The organism is Flagellimonas spongiicola, assembly GCF_023502425.1.
Lineage (GTDB): Bacteria > Bacteroidota > Bacteroidia > Flavobacteriales > Flavobacteriaceae > Flagellimonas > Flagellimonas spongiicola.
The window spans coordinates 953,502-978,271 of sequence record NZ_JAMFMA010000001.1 but is presented as its reverse complement, the minus strand read 5'-3'; the positions used below and the strand labels follow the sequence as shown (position 1 = coordinate 978,271).

The window sequence follows — 24,770 nt, the reverse complement described above, 5'->3', positions numbered from 1 at the left end:
AGCGATAATTTATTTGATTGGTTATTTTACTTCATCCAAATGATCATCCCAGTCTTCCACATGTGGATCACCTAATTTACCTACAGATTTAGCCACTACCATTGATACCGTTGCATCGCCAGTAACATTAACCGTAGTGCGACACATATCCAAGGGTCTATCAACGGCAAATATCAATGCTAGAGCAACTGGGTAGAGGTCTGCAGGAAAACCAATGGATTCCAGTACGATTACCAACATAACCATTCCTGCACCTGGCACTGCTGCAGAACCAATAGATGCCAGTAAGGCAGTTAAAATAATGGCCAATTGATTGGATAATCCTAGACCTTCTGGCCATAAAACTTGCATAATGAAAACGGCTGCCACACCTTGGTACAAACTTGTTCCATCCATGTTAATTGTAGCGCCAACTGGTAGGACAAAACTTGATACTTCTTTATCTACGCCGATATGCTCTTCCACACGCTCCATGGTCACAGGCAAGGTGGCCGCACTCGAACTTGTGGAAAAAGCCAACAGCTGTGCCGGGCTTATTTCCTTTAGAAACCAAAAGGGGTTCTTTTTGGTGTATACGGATACCAAAACAACATAAAATGTGATCATTAGAAGCAATCCTAAAACCACTACGCCTGCGTATTTTAACAAGGCCAACAATAAATCAGGATCATTGGATGTTACCACCACACTTGCCAAAAGTGCAAATACGGCATATGGTGCGATCAACATGATCAAATCCACCATTTTTAGCACTACATCATTTAAAGCATCAAAAAAGTCCTTTAATGGTTTTGCCCGTTTTTCACCTATTAGAAGCATGGAAATTGCGAACAATATGGTAAACACTATAACTTGAAGCATTCGTCCATTATCAGAAAATGCACTGAATGCATTATCAGGCACCATATCCTCTAAAAACTTCAAGGGACCGCTCTTCTTTTGCTGAGTTGCTTGGGCTAGTTTGGAAGTAACTTCCTGGTCACCCGCATAAGTGCGCTCCAATTTAGCAACTGTGGCCTCCGATATGCCATCTCCTGGTTGTAATAAGTTGACAAGTATTAAGCCTATGCTAATGGCAACTACCGTAGTTCCAATATAAATGGCGATTGTACGTAAGCCAATATTCCTGAATTTTGAGATATCCTTTAAATCAGAAATACCTTTGATCAAGGATGCCAAGATTAAGGGTATCGCAATCAATTTCAAAAATTTTACGAAGATGGTACCGAAAGGTTGGATCCAATCTGAAACAAAATCCTTACCCCAATCAAAACCGGTCATCACATAACCGAAAATGATACCTAGTAGCATACCAATAAGGATCTGCCAGTGCAGTTCTAGTTTGCGCATATATAAGTTTTAGGAAAGTAAGATACTATTTTGGTGGGAAATGCCCTAACCCCAAATTTAGATTTTATTGGAGCGAGCCAAAAGCGTGAAATCCGCCATTACCAAAGCGGCCATGGCCTCTACTATGGGTACGGCCCTAGGAACGACACATGGGTCATGTCTTCCTTTTCCTTGGGTAGTTACTTTCTCGCCCTCTTTATTGATGGTATCGTAAGCCTGTAAGACCGTTGCCACAGGTTTAAAGGCTACATTAAAGTAAATATCCATTCCATTGCTAATTCCACCTTGGATTCCACCACTGCGATTGGTCTTGGTGGTGCCATCTGGATTGTAAGCATCATTATGCGCACTGCCTTTCATCTGAACTCCGGCAAAACCGCTTCCGTACTCAAAACCTTTTACCGCGTTAATCGATAGCATTGCAGATCCAAGAACCGCATGAAGTTTATCAAATACAGGTTCACCCAAACCAATAGGTACATTTTGGATGACGCAACTAATTACACCTCCTATGGTATCCCCCTGTTTTTTAATGGATTTGATATAATCTTCCATTTTTTCGGCCATATCTTGATCCGGACAACGCACTGGATTTTTTTCAATTACCGAAAAGTCCAGTTCTTGGTACGCTTTATCTAGTTGCAACTCGCCTACTTGGGAAACGTAGGCATTGATTTTCATTTCACCCAATAGCTGCTTGGCTATTGCACCTGCAACCACTCTACTTGCCGTTTCACGGGCAGAACTCCTACCGCCTCCCCTATAGTCACGGAAACCATATTTCTGATCATAGACATAATCAGCATGTGAAGGTCTGTAAGAGTCTTTTATATGCGCATAATCCTTTGATTTTTGGTTGGTGTTGAAGATTGCAAAACCTATTGGTGTTCCAGTGGTCATGCCTTCAAATATTCCTGAAAAAAACTCAACGGTATCTGGCTCCTTTCTTTGCGTTACAATGGCAGATTGGCCAGGCTTTCTGCGGTTAAGTTCATTTTGAATTTTATCCAAGTCCAAGGTAACTCCAGCAGGACATCCATCAATTACACCACCCAATGCTTTTCCGTGGGATTCACCAAAAGTGGTGAGCTTAAACAATTGACCAAATGAATTACCTGCCATACCTGAAAATCTAAAAGCCTCAAAGGTAACGGATATTGCGGGTATTAAAAAACCCCGGGGACGCATAACCTTAGTGTAACAGAATGTAGCGGAAGGTCATGATTTCTTAACAATATGCTGATGTATTCTTGATTTCAAATTGATTTTCAGTTTATTCCCACAAGTTTATTTTGCAGTTAAATGCTTCATAAATTGAAAAAAAGGAAAATTGAATTGGCTGTGATATCAGATGTTCACTTGGGGACATATGGTTGTCATGCGGACGAGCTTATTGCATACCTGAACAGTATACAGCCAAAAAAGTTGATTTTGAATGGCGATATTATAGACATCTGGCAATTCAGTAAACGCTATTTTCCTGCGTCCCATCTAAAGGTTCTGAAGAAGGTTATTGGAATGGCATCGAAAGGCACCGAAGTTTACTATATAACTGGAAATCATGATGAAATGCTCCGTAAGTTCAGTGATACTTCAATGGGCAATTTTAAAATCATGAACAAGTTGGTGCTAAATCTTGATGGCAAAAAAGCTTGGATTTTCCATGGGGATGTATTCGATTTGTCTATCCAAAATGCCAAGTGGTTGGCTAAATTAGGTGGTTACGGTTATGACCTACTTATCCTGTTGAACAGCATTGTAAATTGGTGCTTGGTTAAGATGGGTCGTGAGAAGTACTCTTTGTCCAAACGAATTAAAAATGGCGTAAAGAGTGCGGTAAAATACATCAATGATTTTGAAAAGACCGCTGCCGACCTTGCCATCGAAAACCATTACGATTATGTGATATGCGGACACATACATCAACCCAAAAAAGAACGGTACGAAAACAAAAACGGGAGCTGCACCTATTTGAATTCTGGTGACTGGGTCGAAAATTTAACCGCTCTGGAATATTCATTCAAACGCTGGCGAATTTATCATTACAACCATGATCGTCTTTCGCCATTCTTTGCTGATGAAGACCTTAAGGAAATGGACATGAATGAATTGATAGCCTCCATTACAGATAAAACCACTGATGTGGACATTGAAATTGAGGAAATACCGGAGAAAGCTAAGGATTTAGATGACCAAGGCCTTGAGTAAAATAGAAACAGGATGCTCCGCATCTCTATCTGTACCATCCTTTATTTGATGTCTACAACTGGTTCCATTGGCGGAAATCAATGTGTCATTATCGCACTTTTTCACCGCCGGAAATAATTTTAATGCGCCCACTTGCATGCTGGTTTCATAGTGTTCTTTTTCATATCCAAAAGAACCGGCCATTCCGCAGCAACCAGAAGGTATTATGGTCACTTTGTAGTTTTCAGGTAGATTTAAAATATCGAAGGTGACTTTTTGATTGGAAAGCGCCTTTTGATGACAATGGTTATGTATTTTGACCTCTCTCGTTTCCTTGGTGAAAACCTCAGGACCTAGATTACCCTGTTCTATTTCCGATGCTAAAAACTCTTCAATCAAATAAGATTGTTTACTCAATTTTTCAGTCAAGTTTTTATCAGTTAGCAATCGTTTGTATTCATCCCTAAACGATAGAATTGCTGAAGGTTCCAAGCCAACAATTGGTATTTCGCTATTTAGATAAGGAGCTAATTGTATGCTGTTTTTCTCCGCTAATCGCTTCGCTTGTTTCAGAAAACCTTTGGACAAATACGTCCTACCACTCTCGGCATAAAACAGTTCAACATCATAACCTAATCTACAAAGTAGTTCAATGGCGTCTTTACCAACCTCAACATCCAAATACTTTGTGAATTCATCAATATAAAGGACCACCTTTTTACCTGCTTCCTCCTTGGTTTTTGGCTGTGCCTTCAAAAACTTGGCAAAATCCACTTTATAAACCAAGGGCAAACTTCGTTCTTGCGCCACTCCAGATGCTCTTTTGAGCAAGCCGCCAAAAAAATTGGACTTGTACATGGTGTTGGTTAGTGCGGGCACCTGGCTACCCAATGCGGTAAGTTTGGTATTATGGGCAAACAATTTACTTCTAAATGGATAGCCGTTAGTTTCTTGGTACTGATACAAAAACTCAGCTTTTAGCGCAGCAATATCAACATTACTTGGACATTCGCTGGCACATGCCTTACAACTCAAACACAAATCAAAAACTTCTTTTAATTCCTTGTGGTCAAACTGATTAGGCTTATAGGAATTTGTCAAAAATTCCCTCAAGGTATTGGCTCGCCCCCTAGTTGTGTCCTTTTCGTTTTTGGTGGCATGATAGCTCGGACACATTCCACCTTTCATATGATGGCTTTTACGACAATCCCCGCTCCCATTACATTTTTCCGCGGCTTTTAAAATACCTTCACTATCAGAAAAATCCATTAAGGTCTTAACTTCAGGTTCACTGCGATCCACTTCGTAACGAAGGGATTCATCCATTGGGAATGCATCAACAATTTTGCCTGGGTTGAAAATATTATTGGGGTCAAATGACTTTTTGAGACGCTTAAGTAGCTCGTAATTCTTTTCACCTATCATCAATGGAATGAATTCGGCCCGTACAATGCCATCTCCATGTTCGCCACTAAAACTACCCTTGTATTTTTTAGTCAAATGCGCTACATCCGTGGTGATTTCCCGGAACAACTTCACGTCTTCCGACTTTTTAAGATTAAGAATAGGCCTCAAATGCAACTCACCGGCTCCGGCATGGGCATAATACACGGCTTCTTGGCCGTACCCTTTCATGATGTTGGTAAATTCCCCGATAAAATCCTTTAAATCGTCAATAGCTACTGCAGTATCTTCAATACACGCTACTGCTTTTCTGTCCCCGACCATGTTTCCAAGCAAACCAAGGCCTGCTTTTCGTAATTCAATCGCTTTAGCAATTTCGTCACCGCGAAGCACAGGACTGGAATAGCTCAATCCCGATTGTTCAACAGTCTTAAGTAAGGCTTCCAATTGTCTGTTCAAGTCATCCTCTGAATCGGCTTTGACTTCCAACATCAAAATTGCGGCTGGGTCTCCGCTAACAAAGAACCGATTCTCTAATTGTGCCCTATTGCTTTTGGTACAATCCAGAATTACCTTATCCATCATTTCGCACAAATGGAGGGAATGTTGCATAGCCGGTGCCACATCGGCCAAACTATCTTCCAGCGTATGATAGTGTGTGGCCACCATGGCAGCATATTCAGGTGGTAAATCATCCAGCTGTAGCGTTATTTCAGTCGTAAAGGCCAAAGTACCTTCACTCCCCGAAAGTAATTGGCATAAATCAAAGTCATTGGCTTTTGTGCCATATCGATTATTGTTTAAAAGTTCATCGACTGCATAACCAGTATTCCTTCTGTGAATGCTGGGATTTGGAAATTCATCTCGAATTTGTTGCTGTGTTTCCAACTTACCGAGTTCGTCATTCAAAAAACGATAGATATCCCCCTCCAAATCTTCTTGGGCCATCTTTTCGTTAAATGCATGTGAATCCAGAGCGGTTATTTCTTTTACACTTCCGTCTGATAGAACGCATTGCATAGCAACTACTTTGTCCCGAGTAACGCCGTATTGAATAGATGTAGTCCCTGAGGAGTTGTTTCCGACCATACCCCCTATCATGCATCTGTTAGCAGTGGACGTATTTGGTCCAAAAAACAAACCAAATGGTTTTAAATATAGATTCAACTCATCTCTAACCACTCCCGGTTGAACCCTGACCTGCTTCTTTTCCTGGTCCAATTTCAGGATTTGAGTGAAGTGTTTGGAAACATCCACAACAATGCCATCCCCAACACATTGTCCAGCCAATGAAGTGCCAGCAGTCCTTGGGATAAGTCCAATTCCATTGGTATTGGCAAATCCAATCAGGTGTTGTATATCGGTAGAAGTCTTTGGAAAAGCTACGGCTTGAGGTAGTTTTCTGTAAACAGAAGCATCAGTGGCATATAAAGCCTTACTTAATTCATCTATTTTAAGTTCTCCTTCAAGTAGTTGGGCAAGGTTTTTGAATAAAGATTTTTCCAATCTGGAACAATTTTTGGGTTCCTAAGCAGTTTTAATGTCAAAAAGAAGTACAAAACTATCTTTAATTTTTAACTAAACGAGAAACTTATGAGGATTACCACATTATTTATTGGACTTTTTTTGTTTGCAACAGCATCATTGAGTGCCCAAGATATTTCTGAACATGCACTTGGTTTGCGATTAGGTGACAGTGATGGATTTGGAGCTGAAATTTCCTATCAAAAATCCATAGGTAGATATAACAGGGCCGAGTTCAATCTTGGATGGCGTGATAGCCGGGCCTTTGATGCCTTTAAACTTGCCGGCGTATACCAATGGGTACATCCTTTGGATGGCAATTTTAATTGGTATTATGGTGTTGGAGGCGGATTAGGCAGCGTTGATTTTGAATTGGATGGAAGCGATGACGATGATGGTCTATTCGTTTTTGCCGCAGGTGATATTGGAATAGAATACAATTTTGATATCCCATTATTGCTCTCCCTTGATTTTCGCCCGGAAATAGGACTGATTGGCTACGACGGCTTTGAGAATGACTTTGATTTTGATATAGCTCTGGGTATTCGATATCAATTCTAATCATTAATAGAGAAACACGCCCTTAACCCCTTTTAAAAGTTAAGGGCTTTTTTTTGCCATAGGTAATGAATAACTTAGCAGCTTAAATTGATTCGAATGAAAAATGTATTAACGATTGCATTAGGTTTGGTGCTTTTAGCTTCCTGTAATTCAACTCCTGAAGGATTTATGATAAATGCTACGGTTACAGGAGACTTGCAGAACGGTACCCAGGTTTTCTTAAAAACCACGGATTCCCTAAACCAACTAATGGATGTAGATACCACCACGGTGGAAAATGGCACTTTTGCTTTTTCTGGCGCCCAACTTGAACCTAAACTGCACTATATTTTCGTTGAAGCCAATAGGGGAAATATTCCTTTTATCTTGGAAAATGGCACTATTGATGTAAAATTCCAGAAAGACAGTATGAATTATGCCAGTCTCAAAGGAACCCCACAGAATGAGCTTTTTATGAACTTCCTAGGTGAATCAAGGCAATTATCCCAACGTGCCCGTTCTATGCAGGATGATATGCGAAGAGCAGCGCAACAACAGGATACTGCTACAGTGACCGCATTGCGGGAGGAGTATATGGAATTTCAAGATGATGTAAAAAACTTCAATATTGATTTTGCCAAGGAAAATCCAAGCGCACTGATTTCTGTTTTGATTATCAATAATCTTATGATGAGCAAAACTTTACCCAGAGATGAAATCATGGAATTATATGAAGCATTGACTCCGGAAATGAAAGCTTCAGAACAGGGTGAAATTCTTAAAAAACAATTGGATCAGTCCAAAAATACGGACATAGGTGGTGTTGCTCCAGAATTTTCGGCGCCGACACCTGATGGCGATTCGTTAGCTCTAAGTGAAGTAAAAGGTAAATTAACCCTTATTGATTTTTGGGCCGCCTGGTGTAGACCTTGTCGCGCTGAAAACCCAAATATTGTGAACGTCTACAACAAATATCACGATAAAGGCTTGAACATTATTGGTGTTTCATTGGATGCCAGAGCCGAAGATTGGAATAAAGCGATTGAAGCTGATGGCCTTGCATGGAATCATATTTCCAACCTAAAACGGTTTCAGGATCCCATTGCGAAATTGTATAACATCAATGCAATCCCAGCTGCTTTCCTTTTAGATGAGAATGGTGTAATCATTGCCAAAGATTTAAGAGGTCAGGCGTTGGAAGATAAAGTTGCGGAATTGCTCAACTAAGCAGTACCAAATAATACCAAAAGAAACCGATGGCCAATCCCATCGGTTTTTTTTATGCCATAAGAACGCTATAATTTTCCCATCTTCTCCAATACGAACAAGATCACAATGGGTAAAGCCAACAGTACTACTGTGAATGTTTCAGTAACAAACAATTCAGGTTTAAACAACAATGTTGTAGCATAACCGCCAATAGCTCCACCAAAATGAGCGGAATGCCCAATATTACCCATTCTACTTTTCATACCGTAAATGGAATAGATCATATAGCCAATACCTAGTACATAAGCTGGGAATGATAATCCTCTAATAAAAACAAATTGAAGCGGCATATCCGGGTTCAATAAAATGGCGGCGTAAAGAATTCCTGTGACTGCCCCACTGGCTCCTACGGCGCTATAATACGGTTCATCCTTATGAAAGAAGAGCCCTAGCAAACTACCCCCAAGCAAACTCACAAAATAGATGATCAAAAATTTACCTGCATCGAACCAATTAATCACGACATGCGCGAAAAAATAGAGCGTGAACATGTTAAAGAAAAGATGGGAAACATCCACATGAAGGAATCCTGAGGTAAACATACGTTCCTTCTGACCAGCCGTTATCCCACCGATACTGAATTTGTACCTGTTAAAAAATGAATCGTCGTTGAACCCCTTGAGGGAAACCAAGATATTGGCTGCCATTATTGCAATGGTAGCAGCATGCAAATTGAACATGGGCGACTAAGGTTTGGGCTCAAATATAGCTATATTTGCGCACAAGAATTACGTATGCAGCTGGTTGTTTATCTACTTGTTTACCCCTTGCTCTGGCTGATTTCCAGACTTCCATTTCGAATGCTTTACATCATTTCTGATGGTGTTTATCTAATCCTATATCGTGTATTCGGTTATCGTAAAAAGGTGGTGCGCAGCAACTTAAATCTTGTATTTCCTGAGAAATCGGAACTGGAAATTAAATCCATTGAAAAAAAGTTTTACAAGCATTTGTGCGATATGTTCCTAGAAATGATCAAAACCATGGGCATTGGTAATGATCAGCTACAAAAACGCTTTATTTTTACCAATATTGATGTGTTACACCGTTTGGAAACGCAGAACAAAAGCATTATGCTCATGTTTCCACATTACGCAAGCTGGGAATGGGCAATAGCTCTGGATAAACATATCGCATCCAAAGGTTATGGAATCTACCAAAAAATCGGTAACAAGTATTTTGATAGGATGGTCCGCGATATCCGACAAAAATTTGGTACTACATTGATTTCAACAAAAGCCACAAAGGAAATTGTGGCCAAGAATAAGGAAATGGGTCAATTAAGCATGTATGGCATATTAAGTGATCAGTCACCAATGGTAAAAAAAACGCATTTATGGACCCCATTCATGGGCATCACCGTACCTGCGCATACTGGTGCGGAATTGTTGTGCAATAAATTGGATTTGCCAGCGGTCTATTTAAAAGTAAAAAAGTTAAAACGAGGACACTACCAAGGAAGCTTCAAAGTTTTGGTTGAGAACCCACGGGAAATGGAGGAATTTGAGCTGACCAAGGTCTTCCTGAATGAAGTTGAAAATTCGATTCGTGAAGCTCCCGAGTATTATTTTTGGACCCATAAACGCTGGAAACACAAGGATAAAGTTCCAAAGGAATTTCAAAACACTCCAGCCTAATGGCACGCAAAAAAAGAAGATACCTAAAACGTAAAATCCTAGGTATCGCGGTGCTTACTTATCTTGTATTTGCCAATTCCTGTATGACTATGAGAAGTTCGGCAAAGGAAACTCAACAATTTTTTAATGAAAAGGGTGTCACGTACATCGAAAAAACAGCCCAAATTGAAGATAAGAAACTTCATTATATCCAAACTGGTAACCCAGATGGTCCAACTTTAGTATTTGTACACGGCTCACCAGGAAGCTGGAACGCCTATGAATCCTATCTCGTGGATGCTACTCTGATCAAGCATTTTCGTCTTATCGCACCTGATCGACCCGGATTTGGTAAAAGTGAATTTCGAAAAAGTCTGGGACTAAAACCGCAAGCTGATTTGCTTAATCAACTCTTAAAGAAATTGGATAATGGGAAACCATACACTTTGATAGGTCATTCGTATGGAGGGCCACTTATCGTAAAGATGGCATTGGAAAAATCCAATTATTATGAGAATCTTGTTGTACTGGCAGGTGCATTGGACCCTGAGGCAGAAAAACCAGAAAAATGGCGAAAACCCTTAACCTGGATACCTCTGAAATATTTGGTTCCCGGTGCATTGAAACCGTCCAATGACGAGCTCTGGTTTTTGAAAAAAGACTTGGTTGAAATGAAACCAGAGCTTCATAGGCTTAAAACTCGTACCTTGATCATACATGGTACTGCAGATAAGTTGGTTCCCTATAGTAATGTTCCGTTTATGAAAGAGCATTTTACCAAGGTGGATAGTTTAAAGGTGATGGCCTTGGACAGTGTCAATCATTTTATAGTTTGGAACCAAGAGCGATTGATAAAAGATGCCATCCTAGATTGGACAAATCCCAAGTAATGTTTACTTTTTGTTGTCTCCAACTCGTTGTTGGTCTAAATTAAATGGGAATACCCACTGATTTCCATATCATTAACTATGGAAATACTACAACTTTTATGGCAAGAGGTACTTGGTTTTCTTGGTGTGACCCCTGCCCTTGAGATTTTAAAATCTGGTGATTACAGTTCGTTTAAAACCTATGATGGAATCGCATCTTTGATTTATCCTATTATTCCATTACTATTGTTGCTGGAACTGGCAGTTGGGTTGGTTTACAAAAAACCGCAAATCAAGGTATACAAAGTCAATTTCCTTATATACATTTTCAATCGGTTTGTTGGCAGGTTCATCGCTATCGCCATGGTTACTTATTGCTTAGGGTTATTTAGTTCTTATGCAATTCTTGAAACAACAAACACTTGGTACTGGTTTATTTACGCCTATATCGTTTGGGAATTGGGGCATTTTGTTTATCACTATCTAGGACATAAAGTGCGATTATTTTGGTGCTTGCACTCTACACATCATGCACCTGAAGAGATGAATCTTAGTGTTACCCATGCCCATTTTTTCTTGGAAGCACCTTATGCGGATACCATAAGAACCACTGTTTGCATCCTTTTAGGAGTGAAACCAGAAATGCTTTTCACGGTAATGTTCATTGACGGCACTTATGGCGCTTTCATTCATATTGGTGAAAACATGATAAAAGATGCGCGCTTTGGTTTTCTCAACAAACTCATGCTTACACCATCTCATCATCGCGTACATCATGCAAGGAATCCCTTATACATGGATACAAATTTTTGTAACCTTCTCAACATATGGGATCGTGTTTTTGGGACATATCAGGAAGAACAACGGGATGTTAAAATCGAATATGGAATTACCCGGGAAATGAACTCAGGTAACTTTTTGGATGTGTATTTTGGGGAAATCGTAGCCTTGTTCAAAGATGTGGTCAACGCACCAGGTATATTGAATAAAATATTGTATTTGTTCATGCCTCCAGGCTGGAGTCACAACGGGGATCATAAGACAGCTAAGGTGGTGCGAAAAGCTTATCTAGATAATTCGTAGTCTTTAAATTTTTCCTAAAATTTACATCTCCGTAGGATTAATTGCTATTTTCATGGTGATTCAAAAACCAAAAAATGAAACAGTTAACCACTACCCTATTATTATTATGCCTCAGTTTTTCATTTGCTCAAAAAAAAGCCGAGGTCTCTGATGAAATTGTCAGTGCAATCAAAAAAGATGTTTGGATACCATTTATGGAATCCTACAACGAGCTAAATTCCAACAAGCTTATGTCCATTCACTCCCGCGACATCGTACGGGTGACCATAGATGACAACCAAATTAAATCTGGTGAGACTTACTTGGAATACTATGGAAAGTTTTTAAACATCGTAAAAGACAAAGGCGGTAAAGTAGCCATTGCGTTTGCCATAGCTTCCACAGCAGTTGACGAAAGTGAAGAAATAGCTTATCAAACCGGATACTACCGTTTTAGCACCTTAAGCAAGGATGGCGAAGAAATGGTTGTACGTGGTTATGGCTATTTTAACGTAGGCCTAAAACTGGAGGATGATAATGTTTGGCGTATCTGGCTAGATTCCGACAAAAAAGCCGAAATCACGGATAGCGAATTCAACGCACACAAAACCGTTTACGAGATTATCAATGGCCCTTCCTAGGATAAACCTGCGATTTCCTTAATTTCAGAAATAATTCGATCAGCCAAATCGTCTGCTTCAATTTGCGATTTGGCTTCGGTATAAATACGAATAATCGGTTCGGTGTTTGATTTACGGAGATGTACCCAGTTTTCTGCAAAATCGATTTTAACGCCGTCAATGGTGGAAACATCTTCATGGGCGTACTTCTTATGCATCGTTTCCAAAAGTCCATCCACATCCAGTTCCGGGGTCAATTGAATTTTCTTTTTGCTCATGAAATAACTTGGGTAACTGGCCCTTAATTCGGCAACAGTTCCGCCTCTTTCGGACATCAACATCAAGAACAAGGCTGTTCCAACTAGGGCGTCCCTTCCATAATGACTTTCAGGATAGATGATACCGCCATTTCCTTCCCCACCAATAATGGCATTGTTGGCTTTCATTTTTGTGACCACGTTGACTTCACCAACTGCAGCAGCTTCATAATTGCACCCATGTTTCTGGGTTACATCCCGCAGCGCACGTGAAGAAGAAAGATTGGAAACTGTATCTCCTTTGGTCTTCCCCAAAACATAATCCGCGCAAGCAACCAAGGTATATTCTTCCCCAAACATTTCACCTTCATTGCTTATAAATGCAAGTCTGTCCACATCAGGGTCAACCACAATACCAAAATCCGCTTTTTCCTTTACCACCAAATCGCAGATATCTCCCAAATGTTCCTTTAATGGCTCTGGATTGTGCGGGAAATGACCAGTTGGGTCACAATAGAGCTTAATTACTTCCACGCCTAATTCTTCCAATAGCTTAGGTATTGCAATTCCTCCGGTGGAATTTACACCATCAACTACCACTTTAAAGCCTCCTTTTCGGGTTACTTCCTTATCCACCAGCGGTAAATTCAAAACTTCATCAATATGGATATCTATATAGGAATCATTCTTTGTGATCGTACCCAAATCATCCACTTGTGCAAAATCAAAACTTTCGTTTTCGGCCAATTCCAGAATCTTGGCCCCTTCTACCGCATTAAGGAATTCCCCTTTTTCGTTTAATAGTTTAAGTGCATTCCATTGTTTTGGATTGTGACTTGCAGTCAATATGATACCCCCGTCAGCTTTTTCCAAGGGCACAGCTACTTCCACTGTTGGCGTGGTTGATAATCCTAAATCGACAACATCAATTCCTAATCCAACCAAAGTCGAAACCACAAGGTTTTGAATCATCTCTCCAGATAGACGAGCGTCTCTTCCAATTACAACATTCAATTTTTCCTTTCCTGAATACTCCTTTAGCCAAGTTCCGTATGCTGCTGCAAATTTTACCGCATCTATCGGTGTTAAATTATCGTTTGTAGCTCCTCCAATGGTTCCTCGGATTCCAGAAATGGATTTAATTAGTGTCATAATTGCTAAAAATTTTGTGCAAATATAAAAGGCAATACCACATTACATGTTTCGAATTTGTAAATTTCGTCTTCAAATCACCACATTTGAACTTTCTAGCCCATATTTATCTTTCATTTGACGACCCTGAAATTACTTTGGGGAATTTCTTCGCTGATCATATTCGAGGCAACAAATTCAAACATTTCCCAGAGAGGATTCAAAAAGGAATCATGTTACATCGTGAAATAGACACCTATACAGATGCACACCCCATTGCGAAACAAAGTAGCAAACGGCTGCATAAAAATTACTCTCATTATAGCAGGGTCATTGTAGATATTTATTACGATCATTTTCTAGCAAAGAACTGGTCCAACTATTCAAAAACACCTTTGGATGTCTTTATTTCAGATTTCTACGACCTTTTGCAAGACAATTACAAAATTCTTCCGTTGACCACCCAGCGTATGATTCCGTACATGATTGCTGATAACTGGTTATTGAGCTATGCGGAATTGGATGGGATTTCCAATGTTTTGGATGGTATGAACCGCAGAACCAACAATAAATCCCGAATGAATTTTGCCATTATGGACCTAAGAGAACATTACGAAGCATTTGAAGATGAGTTCATGCTTTTTTTTAAAGAATTGATTACCTTTTCCCACCTAAAATTTAAAACCTTATGAGATATTTATCCGTATTCTGCATTGCATTGTTGTTCATCAATTGTAAGCAGCAAATTGCTACACCTACTGGTTTGGTAACAGAAAATGCAATGGTAGTTTCCGCACGAGAAGAAGCGTCAAAAATTGGTTCCGATATTATGGCCACAGGGGGAAATGCCTTTGATGCCATGGTTGCCACGGAATTGGCATTGGCTGTTGCATATCCATTTGCCGGAAACCTAGGCGGCGGCGGATTTATCGTTTATCGAAAGAACAATGGTGAAACTGGCGGTTTGGATTACAGGGAAAAAGCGCCATTAGCCGCTCATAAGGATATGTACTTGGATTCATTAGGAAATGTAATACCAGATATGAGCACTGTTGGTGCTACAGCCGTTGGTGTACCGGGTACTGTTGCTGGAGTGTTTGCCGTCCATGAAAAATTTGGTTCATTGCCAATAGCCGAATTACTCCAACCCGTAATTGACTTGGCTAAAAGAGGTGTAGTTGTTACCGAGAAACAGGCAAAACGCATTGAATATTACCACGACCGTTTTGTAGAAGTAAATGGCGACAGCACAAAATTCGCACAAGCTTTTAAACCAGGAGACACCATTAAGTACCCAGAATTGGCAAAAACACTGACCACGATAATGGAACAGGGTAAAGATGGCTTTTACAAAGGAGAAGTTGCTGAAAAGCTTGCCACTTTCATTCAGGAAAAAGGTGGTTTTGTCACGGTAGAGGATTTAGCAAAATATGAAGCCAAATGGCGGGATCCCATTGAATTCGATTATGAGGACTTACATATTATCTCCATGAGCCCACCAAGCAGTGGAGGTGTTACCATCAATCAAATTTTCAAGATGATTGAACCGCATGATATTGGCCAATTTGAGCATAATTCTGCACAAGCGGTACAACTTTTCACCGAAGCTGCTCGCAGAGCATATGCGGACCGAAATTATTTTTTGGGCGATCCAGATTTTGTGGATATTCCATTTGATGTGTTACAAGACGATGCATATTTACATGGAAGAATGGCGGATTTCTCGTTTGATAAAGCCACATTATCATCAGATGTTGGCCATGGTGAGATAGAAATTGTAGAAAGTATGGAGACCACACATTACTCTATTGTTGATGCGCAAGGCAATGCAATTTCCGCTACCACAACATTAAATGGTGGTTATGGGTCTAAACTATATTCAGAGGAACTTGGTTTTTTTCTGAACAATGAAATGGACGATTTCAGTTCTAAACCCGGTGTTCCAAATATGTTTGGACTTATTGGAGCAGAAGCCAATAGTATTGCGCCAGAGAAAAGAATGCTAAGTAGTATGACGCCAACCATTGTAGAAAAAGATGGAAAGTTATATTTGGTTGTTGGAACTCCAGGAGGATCCACTATCATTACCGCTGTGGCCCAAACCATTCTAAATGTTCACGAATTCAATCTAAGTATGCAGGATGCCGTAAATGCACCAAGATTTCACCACCAATGGCTTCCTGATATGGTCATTTTTGAACCTGAAGGATTTGCCAATACCTTAAAGGAAGACCTAAAATCCAAAGGATATATCATTAATGAAGAACGCACTCCAATCATTGGTAAAGTAGATGCCATTCGGATTCTCCCTGATGGCACATTGGAAGCTGGAGCCGACAAGCGTGGAGATGACAAAGCTGTAGGATTCTAATGCCAAAACAATTTGATGTTGTGGTGCTGACGGCACCAGATTACTTATCACCTAAAAAGGATTCTGTTTTAACCGCCAATGTGATTCTAGAGGATCAACTGGTTCTTGATGCGTTAGCAGAACTTGGATTACGTGTTTCCAGGGTATCATGGGACAGTCAAGATTTTGATTGGGCTTCCACACATTTCGCCCTGATAAGATCTACATGGGATTATATTCATCGTGTAAACGAGTTTTCCAGCTGGTTGAAAAGGGCTTCCAAGCAAACCAAATTCATCAACCCAATTTCACTGATTGATTGGAATATGGATAAAATTTACCTCAAAGAGCTAAATGCATCTGGCATCCATATACCTAAAACCCTATTTATACCTAAAGGAAGCCAATGGACACTACATCAAGCTTGGGAAAACGCTAAACGTGAGCTTGGTTTCAATTCAAATACCTTGGTGCTCAAACCTTGCATATCTGGTGGCGCTCGACATACCTATAAATTTGACGTAGATCAGCTCTCCCAATACGAGGTAATATTTGCTGAATTGATATCAAATGAAGCCCTAATGCTTCAAGAATTTCAGCAAAATATTGTAGACCATGGTGAGATTTCAATGATGCTTTTTAACGGGGAATTTACCCATGCCGTTTTAAAAATTGCCAAAGCTGGTGATTTTAGGGTCCAAGACGATTACGGAGGAAGTGTACATGAATACAAACCAAATGCCAACGAAATCGCATTTGCTGAAGCTACGGTTAAAGCCACTCCTCAGGTTCCTATGTATGCAAGAGTGGATATTTTTAAAGACAATGAAAATAAAATTGCACTTGCAGAACTTGAAATATTTGAACCAGAACTTTGGTTTCGATTACAGCCAAATGCAGCTAAAGTTTTGGCAAAACACATTAAGGAGCAACTATTCAAGAATTCTAGTTTTTAAAGAGTAAATTCAAAAAGTGCCGTAGTCCTTTTTTTCCGTTTTCAGGATCCCAGACCGCAAATAATGAGGTTTTAAAGGGCACGTCTGCCAGTTCAATAACCTTTATCGCATAGTTTTTATGGTCAAGTAGTGATTTTGGAACTATGGCTATGCCTAGGCCGCTTTCCACCAATTTAAAAATTGTGGGGCCATGTATGGAACGATGTGAAATACTGGGAACAAATCCGTAATACTTGCAAAGTTTGATGATTTGTTGATAGTACATCTGACTTTGTTGATTTGGAAAGAGAATGTACTTTTCATTGGCAAGTTGACTTAAATCCTCAAAGTTGGAAGCAGACATCCAATGATTTTGTGGTAGAACAATGCACAAATTTTCTTCGTAAACCGGCCTACATTCCAATGACTTAGGAACCACATTTGAACGAATAAATCCAATATCCAAGTTTTTGTGTTCTAAAGCCTGTAGCTGTTGTTCGTTGCTAAGTTCATCCAAGGAAAAGCGCAAATTGGGATGATTAGAACTAAAATCTTGGATTAGTGGAGGTAAAAATTGTTGCATTGCAGAACCGACAAACCCAATCCGTATTATTCCATCGATTTCCTCCAATGCCAAAGACCAGGATTCCATGGCTTCATGGAGTTGTTGGGTTACACTGAATGCCACATCCGCAAAGAGCTCACCAGCCCTATTTAACACTACCTTTCTATTGGTCCTATCGAACAATTGTTGTCCAGTTAGTTCTTCTAGACGTTGAATTTGCTGACTTAGAGCTGATTGTGAAATCAACAATTTATCCGCGGCTTTTCCATAATGCAAGGTATCAGCCAATGCCAGGAAGTACTCAAGGTGTCGTATTTCAATTTGATTAGTCATTCTTATTATTATAACCTAATTAATCATTATAAACGATTAAAATTACAGTTAATTTTGAATTCTGAAATTAATATTCAATAAAGTTATGGTCAGTACTATAGACAACGCATTGGACATCATTATGGAATCACTCTTCAATCCGTACAAAGAAAGGGTTGCGGATGTTGACAAAATTGTCAGTTCCATGATCTCCAAAGGATTGATTGCAGATGAAAATGAAATCGTAAATGATCATATTGCCTTCCGCACCATAGGCGTTAGGCATCTTGGCATAGCTTCATTTGAGAAAATATTTCTGCATCATGGTTATAAGAAGATGGCCTATTACCAATTCCCAGAAAAGAAATTGAATGCTTATTGGTATGCCCCTCCAATTGACAGGTTACCTCGAATTTTCATTAGTGAATTGCGGGTTCAAGACCTTTCGGAAAAAGCGCAGGGAATTATTCAAAAATACACCGATCAAGTTACCGCTGATCCTGTGGATCACTTGGATTTGGATAACCTCGAAGTTGTTGGTGAATTTTTCCACAAACCGCTTTGGTCCCTACCTACATTGCAGGATTACCAAACGTTACTTGAAGAAAGTGAATACGCTGCTTGGGTAATCTATAATCGATATTATTTAAATCATTACACCATTAGTGTTCATGAACTCCCCCAACCCTATTCTGAACTGAAAAACTTTAATGGATTTTTAGAATCCATCGGGGTCCTATTAAACACTGCAGGAGGCAAAATAAAGACAAGTAAGGATGGATTGCTAAAGCAAAGTAGTTCGGTTGCACAAATGGTGCCAGCAGAATTCGCGGGTGGAGAAACGGTTGAAATAGCAGGAAGCTATGTGGAATTCGCTGAACGCTTACCCCTGCCTGAATATCAAAATCGTCCTCTGGAAAAGGTGTCCAGAGAACAACGACGAGATGGATTTGAGGCCGCGAACGCCGACAAAATCTTTGAAAGCACCTATACCGAACAGACCCAAAAGAATTAGTTGGGTTTGGATTGACCTACTTGCTGCTTCAATTCTTCCATGGATTGTTGAAGTTGGCGCAATAACCCAGTTTCGGTGGTTGCATCCAAGTTAAAGGTCAACTTACTACTTACCTCCCAGATTTCCTGGATTTGGAATGGTTTGATTTCATATGGTGGATAGGTTTCATTTATGGAAACCAATGTAATATTGTTTGAATTGGGACGCTTTTCAATTTTCTTGACCAATACTGCATCTTGTAAGACAACCACGTACATTTTATTCGCACTAACATAGTCTATATGCTCAATTGCCCTAGCCAAAACCCAATCGTTGGGTCTTAAATTTGGCAACATACTATCACCTTCAACCTGAAAACCACGGTAAGTGGCATTTCTAAATTCTGGAATGGGTAAATCAAAGGCAGGAAGTTGTCTATACCAACTGGTATCGGCTATGTTCTGTGGATAACCAGCTGCAGCTTTGGCATTTACCAAGACCATATTTTCTTGATCTGCACTATCAACGGTAACTACTTTGGGTATAACGCTGGTCCGAGATGTTTCCAAATGTTTTTCTTCACTTTCACCAAAAAGCCATAGCGGATTTATATTGAACTGTCGCAACAACTCCGCAACAACCTTCCCTGAAAGTTTGGTTCTACCCCGTTCTATATCCGCTGTTGTGTTGGATATGCCCAACATTTTGGCAAATTCCGCCTGGGTGTGGCCTAAATCCCTTCTGATTTCTGTAAAACGTTTTAGTGTCAACTCGTGTTCCATACTCCAAAGTTATCATTTTTGGAATATTTCCAAAATATTTCTTGGAATAATTCCATATTTAGGATTATTTCCATATTTTTGGATTAATTACAAAACAGAGTCATGGGAACAAGCAAATCAATCATTTACGACGGTACCTTCAATGGGTTCTTAACACTGATCTATCAAACATTCGATAACAACTGGTCCATCAGTAATATCCAAAAGAACACCAAAGCCTCCACAGAACTATTTAGCAATACTGTTTATTTAAAAACGGATATCGCATTAGCCAAAAAAGTTTGGTTCGGTATAAATAAAAGGAATCATAAAGCCATTAAAAGAATCTATTATGCGTTTCTAAGTGAGCAGAACCAGGTAGAGATGGTTTTATTCCGATACATTTCGTATTTAATGGGTAAACATTTGGATGGGTTTGAGCTGAAAACTGCAACAGAAAACTTGGATTTGCTCACTGCTAAAGTTGAAAAAGAAAAAAGAAGAATGGAAGCTTTTACACAATTTCAACTCACGAAAGAAAGAGGTGAAACCGCCCATGTCAGCCCAAGGTTCAATGTATTGCCTTTGCTATCCAAACACCTCAGGATGTCCAATAAAGGAAGGGAATGGCAGGTTTTTGACGATAGAAGAAGATACGGAATACGATATAGCACTTCTGGACTCGAATTAATTTCCAATACTACCCAAGTGCTTGCTGCTGTTTAATCTTGTTTACATTTGGAGACCATGGCCTATAAACAGTTAAAGCTTTGGTTCGATGCCGATTTGGCCGAGCTCTTGGCAGATAAATTGATTGACACCGGTGTTGCATTGAACAAAACCGCATTTGTACACGAAATTGCAGATAAACTTTATTATTTGGAATTAAAAGATCGCGTGGAATGGTTTGCTGATACCTTATACCAGCACCTAGAAGCAGACTATCCAAAAGCGCTAGAACAGTTATTACCTATTTTGGGTCCTATCAATACCAAGGAAACAGGAATGTTCAAGGAATATTACTGGGTAATGCCAATAGCCAAATATGTTGAAAAATATGGTCTTGGACATTATAACGAATCACTATCGGCACTTAAGGAAATTACCGAAAGGAATACAAGTGAATATGCCATAAGACCTTTTCTAGAATCTTACCCAAATAAAACCTTGGATGTACTGCGACATTGGACAAATGACAGCAATAAACATGTGAGAAGATTATGCAGCGAAGGTATTAGACCTAGACTACCTTGGGCATCTAAACTGGATAATTTTATTAATGATCCAGAACCTTTATACCCAATATTGGACAATCTAAAGGACGACCCAAGTAAATATGTCCAGAAGTCGGTGGCGAATTGTATTAATGATGTTTTAAAAGACAATCCTGATATTGCCAAATCCTGGATAGAATCATGGATGGATAACCCTGGCAAAAACCGTAAATGGATTATTAAGCACGCCATTCGCAACTTACTGAAAGTCAATGACAAGTGGGCAATTCAAACACTTAATGGAATGAACTAAATTCTATTTACTGCGCTCACCAACAAAATAATCACTCTTATTTTTAAATAAAACGTTGAATGAGGTTAAACTACCATAAATTCTAGTGATATATTGTTGCAGGTCAATCTTTTCTTGATCATCAAGGTTTTTGCTACTGTTTATCTTTTGCTCCATAACACGTATACGATCGCGCACCATAACAATTTTATGGAAAAAAGTATCTATTGGTATTTCTTTTGCTGCAACATTTTCTCCTGGTTCCAATACCAACTTTCCGCCTTTCCATTTATCCGCAATCGCAACTTTTTCACTGCTATCACTCCACCTTTTCAAGATTGAGACTAAGGAACGCTCCATATCGAAAAAACTAACAGTATCCACATCATCGGTGACACCTTCAATTACTTCAAATTCAGAGTCTAAATCAATAGTTTCCAATCCATTATCCAAAAAAGTCACCCAATAATGTTGAGAAGATACATTTGTGACCACTCCTTTTCCGAATTCAGGGTGGTTAATTCGAGAACCTATTCCGAGTAATTTCATTTTTATGGTATTAATAAGATCAAAAATACAGTATCATTAAACAATACGGAAACCGGATCTGACTTCCGATTTACACATCAAAACCTTACTTTAGCATCTTGTGCTATGATTAACTACGAAGAACATATTGAGGTCCAAGGTGCAAGGGTCCATAATCTCAAAAATATTGATGTAACAATTCCACGACAAAAACTTGTGGTCATCACAGGTTTATCTGGAAGTGGAAAGTCCTCCTTGGCATTTGATACCATTTACGCTGAAGGGCAACGTAGATATATTGAGACGTTTTCAGCCTACGCCCGACAATTCTTAGGTGGTTTGGAGCGTCCAGATGTTGATAAAATTGATGGACTGTCCCCTGTAATTGCTATAGAGCAGAAAACCACCTCCAAATCCCCGAGGTCAACCGTAGGCACTATAACAGAGGTTTATGATTTTCTGCGCCTATTATTTGCGAGAGCAGGTGATGCCTACAGTTATAATACTGGTGAAAAAATGGTCAGCTACAGTGATGAGCAGATAAAGAACCTGATCATTGACAGTTACCCAGATAAAAAAATCAACGTCCTAGCTCCTGTGGTTAAAAGCAGAAAAGGACATTACAGAGAGCTTTTTGAACAAATCGCTAAACAAGGGTTTGTAAAAGTGCGTGTGGATGGAGAAATTTTGGATATTGTCAAAGGAATGAAGGTTGACCGATACAAGACCCATGATATTGAGATTGTCATTGATCGCCTAAAAGTTTCTGAAACCGAAGATTTCCATAAAAGATTGTCGGAAACTATCAATACGGCGATGTACAGCGGAAATAATGTTTTGATGGTATTGGAAGAAGGAGAAGCCGTACCGCGTTATTTTAGTCGCGACCTGATGTGCCCTAGCACAGGAATATCCTACCCTACTCCTGAACCGAATACCTTCTCCTTTAATTCTCCCAAAGGGATGTGCCCTGAGTGTAATGGGCTTGGACATGTGTATCAGGTTAATGAACAAAAGCTATTCCCAAACAAAAAAAATTCTATAAAAGCCGGTGGAATTGCCCCTTTGGGCGAGTATAAAAAGTCATGGGCTTTTAAACAACTGGAAACAATTGCACAACGCTATGGTTTTGAATTGACCGATCCTATTGAGAAAATTCCAGAAGAAGCCATGCGGGTTATTTTAAATGGTGGGAACGATAGTTTTGAGGTGGATTCGAAGACACTTGGCGTAAAAAGGCAGTATAAAATTGACTATGAAGGCATAGCCAATTTCATAAAAACGCAATTTGAAGAAGCAAACTCCACTTCAATTAAAAGATGGGCCAAGGAATACATGGATAAGGTAGAATGCCCAAGTTGCAATGGTGCCAGATTGCGTAAAGAATCCCTCTACTTCAAAATTGGAGGCATGAATATCGCAGAATTGGCCAAAATGGATATTGCGGAATTGGCGGAATTCTTCAATAGTTTGGACGATGAATTGGAAGGCAACCAAAAGAAAATCGCTGAGGAGATCATCAAAGAAATCAAAACCAGAATACAATTTTTACTAGATGTCGGATTGGATTACCTTTCTCTGAATCGGAGCTCCAAATCGCTATCGGGCGGGGAGGCACAACGAATCAGATTGGCAACACAAATCGGTTCCCAATTAGTTGGTGTACTTTACATTTTGGACGAACCCAGCATTGGTCTACACCAGCGGGACAATGAACGTTTAATCAACTCTTTGGTGTCGCTGCGGGATATTGGAAACTCGGTAATAGTCGTAGAACATGACCGAGATATGATCGAACACGCAGACCACGTTATTGACATAGGGCCAAAGGCAGGTAGACATGGGGGTGAAATCATTTCTGAAGGAAGTCCAATTGACTTAAAAAAACACCACACTTTAACTGCCGAATACATTACTGGCGCTCGAGAAATCCCAGTTCCAGCCAACCGAAGAAAAGGAACTGGCAAGAAAATTGTTTTAACGGGCTGTACGGGCAACAATCTTAAGAATGTAAACGTGGAATTCCCGTTGGGAAAATTGATTGGGGTCACGGGAGTTTCCGGAAGTGGAAAATCCACATTGATCAATGAGACCCTCTACCCTATCATGAACGCACATTATTTTAATGGCGTTAAAAAACCAATGCCGTACAAGAAAATTTCAGGTTTAGATTATATTGACAAAGTCATCGATATCAACCAATCTCCAATTGGTCGTACGCCAAGGTCAAATCCTGCAACCTATACCGGGGTATTTAGTGAGATTCGAAGTTTGTTTGCCAAAACCACAGAAGCAACTATCAGAGGATATAAACCGGGTAGATTCAGTTTCAATGTAGCGGGGGGACGCTGTGAAACGTGCCAAGGAGGTGGTTTGAAAGTCATTGAAATGAATTTTCTACCTGATGTTTACGTAGAATGTGAAACCTGCAATGGAAAGCGATTCAACAGGGAAACCTTGGAAATTAGATATAAAGGAAAATCCATTGCCGACGTTTTGGAGATGACCATAAACGAGGCCGTTGATTTTTTCGAGAACATCCCAAAAATCCATAGAAAACTAAAAACAATCCAAGATGTTGGGCTTGGATACATCTCCTTAGGTCAACAAAGTACCACGCTTTCTGGCGGAGAAGCCCAACGTGTTAAACTGGCCACTGAACTATCAAAAAGAGATACTGGCAATACGTTCTATATTTTGGATGAACCCACAACCGGGCTTCATTTTGAAGATATTAGGGTATTAATGGAAGTTTTGAACAAATTAGTGGACAAAGGAAATACCATTTTGGTCATTGAGCACAATATGGACGTCATAAAAATGATGGACTACATCATAGATATTGGTTATGAAGGGGGGCGTGGTGGCGGAATGGTCGTTGCCAAAGGAACCCCTGAGGAAGTTGCCAAAGACAATAAAAGTCATACAGCCCGGTTCTTAAAGAAGGAACTGGAACAATCCAACCCAAAAATTGCCCCAGCGGTATAAAA

Annotated in this window: 22 protein-coding genes; 14 read left to right on the top strand and 8 right to left on the bottom strand. The window is 39.8% G+C overall.

The genetic code is table 11. The annotated features are described in order from the left end of the window. Window positions 1-21: 21 nt before the first annotated feature. Window positions 22-1,350 carry a dicarboxylate/amino acid:cation symporter gene (locus tag M3P19_RS04580; protein ID WP_249656448.1) on the bottom strand — a complete coding sequence of 443 codons (1,329 nt, stop codon included), beginning with the start codon at window positions 1,348-1,350 and terminating at the stop codon, window positions 22-24. A 57-nt stretch (window positions 1,351-1,407) separates the two neighbouring features. Continuing rightward, window positions 1,408-2,472: a chorismate synthase gene (gene aroC / locus M3P19_RS04575; protein ID WP_249656447.1), complete on the bottom strand. Its 1,065-nt coding sequence runs from the start codon at window positions 2,470-2,472 to the stop codon at window positions 1,408-1,410. A gap of 192 nt (window positions 2,473-2,664) precedes the next feature. Between aroC and M3P19_RS04570 the strand changes: the two genes are divergently transcribed. Beyond that, window positions 2,665-3,558 carry a UDP-2,3-diacylglucosamine diphosphatase gene (locus M3P19_RS04570; RefSeq protein ID WP_249656446.1) on the top strand — a complete coding sequence of 298 codons (894 nt, stop codon included), beginning with the start codon at window positions 2,665-2,667 and terminating at the stop codon, window positions 3,556-3,558. Here the strand turns inward: M3P19_RS04570 and M3P19_RS04565 are convergent. Continuing rightward, window positions 3,535-6,447: an FAD-binding and (Fe-S)-binding domain-containing protein gene (locus M3P19_RS04565; protein WP_249656445.1), complete on the bottom strand. Its 2,913-nt coding sequence runs from the start codon at window positions 6,445-6,447 to the stop codon at window positions 3,535-3,537. The two genes, M3P19_RS04570 and M3P19_RS04565, sit on opposite strands and share 24 nt — an antisense overlap. Before the next feature lie 87 nt (window positions 6,448-6,534). On the opposite strand from M3P19_RS04565, the gene M3P19_RS04560 reads away from it, so the two are divergent. Together M3P19_RS04560 and M3P19_RS04555 are read left to right on the top strand one after the other, a co-directional pair. After that, window positions 6,535-7,026, top strand: coding sequence for a hypothetical protein (locus tag M3P19_RS04560; protein ID WP_249656444.1), 492 nt, complete (start codon window positions 6,535-6,537; stop codon window positions 7,024-7,026). Window positions 7,027-7,122: 96 nt separating this feature from the next. Beyond that, on the top strand, window positions 7,123-8,232 hold the full coding sequence (locus tag M3P19_RS04555) for a TlpA disulfide reductase family protein (protein WP_249656443.1): 1,110 nt from the start codon (window positions 7,123-7,125) through the stop codon (window positions 8,230-8,232). A 68-nt stretch (window positions 8,233-8,300) separates the two neighbouring features. On the opposite strand, the gene M3P19_RS04550 is transcribed toward M3P19_RS04555, so the two are convergent. Then, entirely contained in the window at window positions 8,301-8,954 is a 654-nt protein-coding gene (locus tag M3P19_RS04550) for a rhomboid family intramembrane serine protease (RefSeq protein ID WP_249656442.1), read from the bottom strand. 54 nt (window positions 8,955-9,008) lie between these two features. Here M3P19_RS04550 and M3P19_RS04545 point away from each other — a divergent pair, with 54 nt between their 5' ends. The 4 genes from M3P19_RS04545 to M3P19_RS04530 all read left to right on the top strand — a co-directional run bounded on the left by M3P19_RS04545 (window position 9,009) and on the right by M3P19_RS04530 (window position 12,462). Next, a complete protein-coding gene (locus tag M3P19_RS04545) occupies window positions 9,009-9,911 on the top strand; it encodes a lysophospholipid acyltransferase family protein (RefSeq protein WP_249656441.1) in 903 nt (300 codons plus the stop codon). Continuing rightward, window positions 9,911-10,780, top strand: coding sequence for an alpha/beta fold hydrolase (locus M3P19_RS04540; RefSeq protein ID WP_249656440.1), 870 nt, complete (start codon window positions 9,911-9,913; stop codon window positions 10,778-10,780). The genes M3P19_RS04545 and M3P19_RS04540 overlap by 1 nt, the downstream gene beginning before the upstream one ends. A gap of 78 nt (window positions 10,781-10,858) precedes the next feature. Continuing rightward, a complete protein-coding gene (locus tag M3P19_RS04535; protein WP_249656439.1) occupies window positions 10,859-11,842 on the top strand; it encodes a sterol desaturase family protein in 984 nt (327 codons plus the stop codon). A gap of 74 nt (window positions 11,843-11,916) precedes the next feature. Continuing rightward, window positions 11,917-12,462 carry a YybH family protein gene (locus M3P19_RS04530; RefSeq protein ID WP_249656438.1) on the top strand — a complete coding sequence of 182 codons (546 nt, stop codon included), beginning with the start codon at window positions 11,917-11,919 and terminating at the stop codon, window positions 12,460-12,462. On the opposite strand, the gene glmM is transcribed toward M3P19_RS04530, so the two are convergent. Next, window positions 12,459-13,850 carry a phosphoglucosamine mutase gene (gene glmM, locus M3P19_RS04525; RefSeq protein WP_249656437.1) on the bottom strand — a complete coding sequence of 464 codons (1,392 nt, stop codon included), beginning with the start codon at window positions 13,848-13,850 and terminating at the stop codon, window positions 12,459-12,461. The two genes, M3P19_RS04530 and glmM, sit on opposite strands and share 4 nt — an antisense overlap. 86 nt (window positions 13,851-13,936) lie before the next feature. Here glmM and M3P19_RS04520 point away from each other — a divergent pair, with 86 nt between their 5' ends. Genes M3P19_RS04520 through M3P19_RS04510 form a run of 3 tightly spaced genes read left to right on the top strand, consistent with a single transcriptional unit; the run spans window position 13,937 to window position 17,135 of the window. Beyond that, window positions 13,937-14,521, top strand: coding sequence for an acyl carrier protein phosphodiesterase (locus tag M3P19_RS04520; RefSeq protein ID WP_249656436.1), 585 nt, complete (start codon window positions 13,937-13,939; stop codon window positions 14,519-14,521). After that, window positions 14,518-16,200 carry a gamma-glutamyltransferase gene (gene ggt / locus M3P19_RS04515; protein WP_249656435.1) on the top strand — a complete coding sequence of 561 codons (1,683 nt, stop codon included), beginning with the start codon at window positions 14,518-14,520 and terminating at the stop codon, window positions 16,198-16,200. Before M3P19_RS04520 ends, ggt begins: the two co-directional genes overlap by 4 nt. Next, entirely contained in the window at window positions 16,200-17,135 is a 936-nt protein-coding gene (locus tag M3P19_RS04510; protein ID WP_249656434.1) for an ATP-grasp domain-containing protein, read from the top strand. The genes ggt and M3P19_RS04510 overlap by 1 nt, the downstream gene beginning before the upstream one ends. Here M3P19_RS04510 and M3P19_RS04505 read toward each other — a convergent pair. Further along, the gene (locus tag M3P19_RS04505; RefSeq protein ID WP_249656433.1) at window positions 17,125-18,012 is read right to left on the bottom strand and encodes a LysR substrate-binding domain-containing protein; all 888 of its coding nucleotides are present in this window, start codon (window positions 18,010-18,012) and stop codon (window positions 17,125-17,127) included. The two genes, M3P19_RS04510 and M3P19_RS04505, sit on opposite strands and share 11 nt — an antisense overlap. An 85-nt stretch (window positions 18,013-18,097) precedes the next feature. Between M3P19_RS04505 and M3P19_RS04500 the strand changes: the two genes are divergently transcribed. Continuing rightward, the gene (locus M3P19_RS04500) at window positions 18,098-19,006 is read left to right on the top strand and encodes a DUF1338 domain-containing protein (protein WP_249656432.1); all 909 of its coding nucleotides are present in this window, start codon (window positions 18,098-18,100) and stop codon (window positions 19,004-19,006) included. Here the strand turns inward: M3P19_RS04500 and M3P19_RS04495 are convergent. After that, window positions 19,003-19,767: an XRE family transcriptional regulator gene (locus M3P19_RS04495; RefSeq protein WP_249656431.1), complete on the bottom strand. Its 765-nt coding sequence runs from the start codon at window positions 19,765-19,767 to the stop codon at window positions 19,003-19,005. The two genes, M3P19_RS04500 and M3P19_RS04495, sit on opposite strands and share 4 nt — an antisense overlap. 102 nt (window positions 19,768-19,869) lie before the next feature. Here M3P19_RS04495 and M3P19_RS04490 point away from each other — a divergent pair, with 102 nt between their 5' ends. Then, window positions 19,870-20,472 carry a DUF4130 domain-containing protein gene (locus M3P19_RS04490; protein ID WP_249656430.1) on the top strand — a complete coding sequence of 201 codons (603 nt, stop codon included), beginning with the start codon at window positions 19,870-19,872 and terminating at the stop codon, window positions 20,470-20,472. A 21-nt stretch (window positions 20,473-20,493) separates the two neighbouring features. Next, on the top strand, window positions 20,494-21,273 hold the full coding sequence (locus M3P19_RS04485) for a DNA alkylation repair protein (protein WP_249656429.1): 780 nt from the start codon (window positions 20,494-20,496) through the stop codon (window positions 21,271-21,273). A gap of 3 nt (window positions 21,274-21,276) precedes the next feature. On the opposite strand, the gene M3P19_RS04480 is transcribed toward M3P19_RS04485, so the two are convergent. Further along, window positions 21,277-21,801: a hypothetical protein gene (locus tag M3P19_RS04480; protein ID WP_249656428.1), complete on the bottom strand. Its 525-nt coding sequence runs from the start codon at window positions 21,799-21,801 to the stop codon at window positions 21,277-21,279. Between the two features lie 105 nt (window positions 21,802-21,906). Here M3P19_RS04480 and uvrA point away from each other — a divergent pair, with 105 nt between their 5' ends. After that, complete coding sequence (uvrA, locus tag M3P19_RS04475; RefSeq protein WP_249656427.1) at window positions 21,907-24,768, top strand: excinuclease ABC subunit UvrA; 2,862 nt, start codon at window positions 21,907-21,909, stop codon at window positions 24,766-24,768. The last annotated feature ends 2 nt before the right edge of the window (window positions 24,769-24,770 follow it).

Coding starts and splice junctions, on each gene's coding strand:
- M3P19_RS04550 (WP_249656442.1), bottom strand. CDS start 8,954: ATGTTCAATTTGCATGCTGCTACCATTGCAATAATGGCAGCCAATATC.
- M3P19_RS04540 (WP_249656440.1), top strand. CDS start 9,911: ATGGCACGCAAAAAAAGAAGATACCTAAAACGTAAAATCCTAGGTATC.
- M3P19_RS04530 (WP_249656438.1), top strand. CDS start 11,917: ATGAAACAGTTAACCACTACCCTATTATTATTATGCCTCAGTTTTTCA.
- M3P19_RS04580 (WP_249656448.1), bottom strand. CDS start 1,350: ATGCGCAAACTAGAACTGCACTGGCAGATCCTTATTGGTATGCTACTA.
- M3P19_RS04545 (WP_249656441.1), top strand. CDS start 9,009: ATGCAGCTGGTTGTTTATCTACTTGTTTACCCCTTGCTCTGGCTGATT.
- glmM (WP_249656437.1), bottom strand. CDS start 13,850: ATGACACTAATTAAATCCATTTCTGGAATCCGAGGAACCATTGGAGGA.
- M3P19_RS04500 (WP_249656432.1), top strand. CDS start 18,098: ATGGTCAGTACTATAGACAACGCATTGGACATCATTATGGAATCACTC.
- M3P19_RS04560 (WP_249656444.1), top strand. CDS start 6,535: ATGAGGATTACCACATTATTTATTGGACTTTTTTTGTTTGCAACAGCA.
- M3P19_RS04510 (WP_249656434.1), top strand. CDS start 16,200: ATGCCAAAACAATTTGATGTTGTGGTGCTGACGGCACCAGATTACTTA.
- M3P19_RS04495 (WP_249656431.1), bottom strand. CDS start 19,767: ATGGAACACGAGTTGACACTAAAACGTTTTACAGAAATCAGAAGGGAT.
- M3P19_RS04485 (WP_249656429.1), top strand. CDS start 20,494: ATGGCCTATAAACAGTTAAAGCTTTGGTTCGATGCCGATTTGGCCGAG.
- ggt (WP_249656435.1), top strand. CDS start 14,518: ATGAGATATTTATCCGTATTCTGCATTGCATTGTTGTTCATCAATTGT.
- M3P19_RS04505 (WP_249656433.1), bottom strand. CDS start 18,012: ATGACTAATCAAATTGAAATACGACACCTTGAGTACTTCCTGGCATTG.
- M3P19_RS04480 (WP_249656428.1), bottom strand. CDS start 21,801: ATGAAATTACTCGGAATAGGTTCTCGAATTAACCACCCTGAATTCGGA.
- M3P19_RS04535 (WP_249656439.1), top strand. CDS start 10,859: ATGGAAATACTACAACTTTTATGGCAAGAGGTACTTGGTTTTCTTGGT.
- M3P19_RS04490 (WP_249656430.1), top strand. CDS start 19,870: ATGGGAACAAGCAAATCAATCATTTACGACGGTACCTTCAATGGGTTC.
- M3P19_RS04555 (WP_249656443.1), top strand. CDS start 7,123: ATGAAAAATGTATTAACGATTGCATTAGGTTTGGTGCTTTTAGCTTCC.
- uvrA (WP_249656427.1), top strand. CDS start 21,907: ATGATTAACTACGAAGAACATATTGAGGTCCAAGGTGCAAGGGTCCAT.
- aroC (WP_249656447.1), bottom strand. CDS start 2,472: ATGGCAGGTAATTCATTTGGTCAATTGTTTAAGCTCACCACTTTTGGT.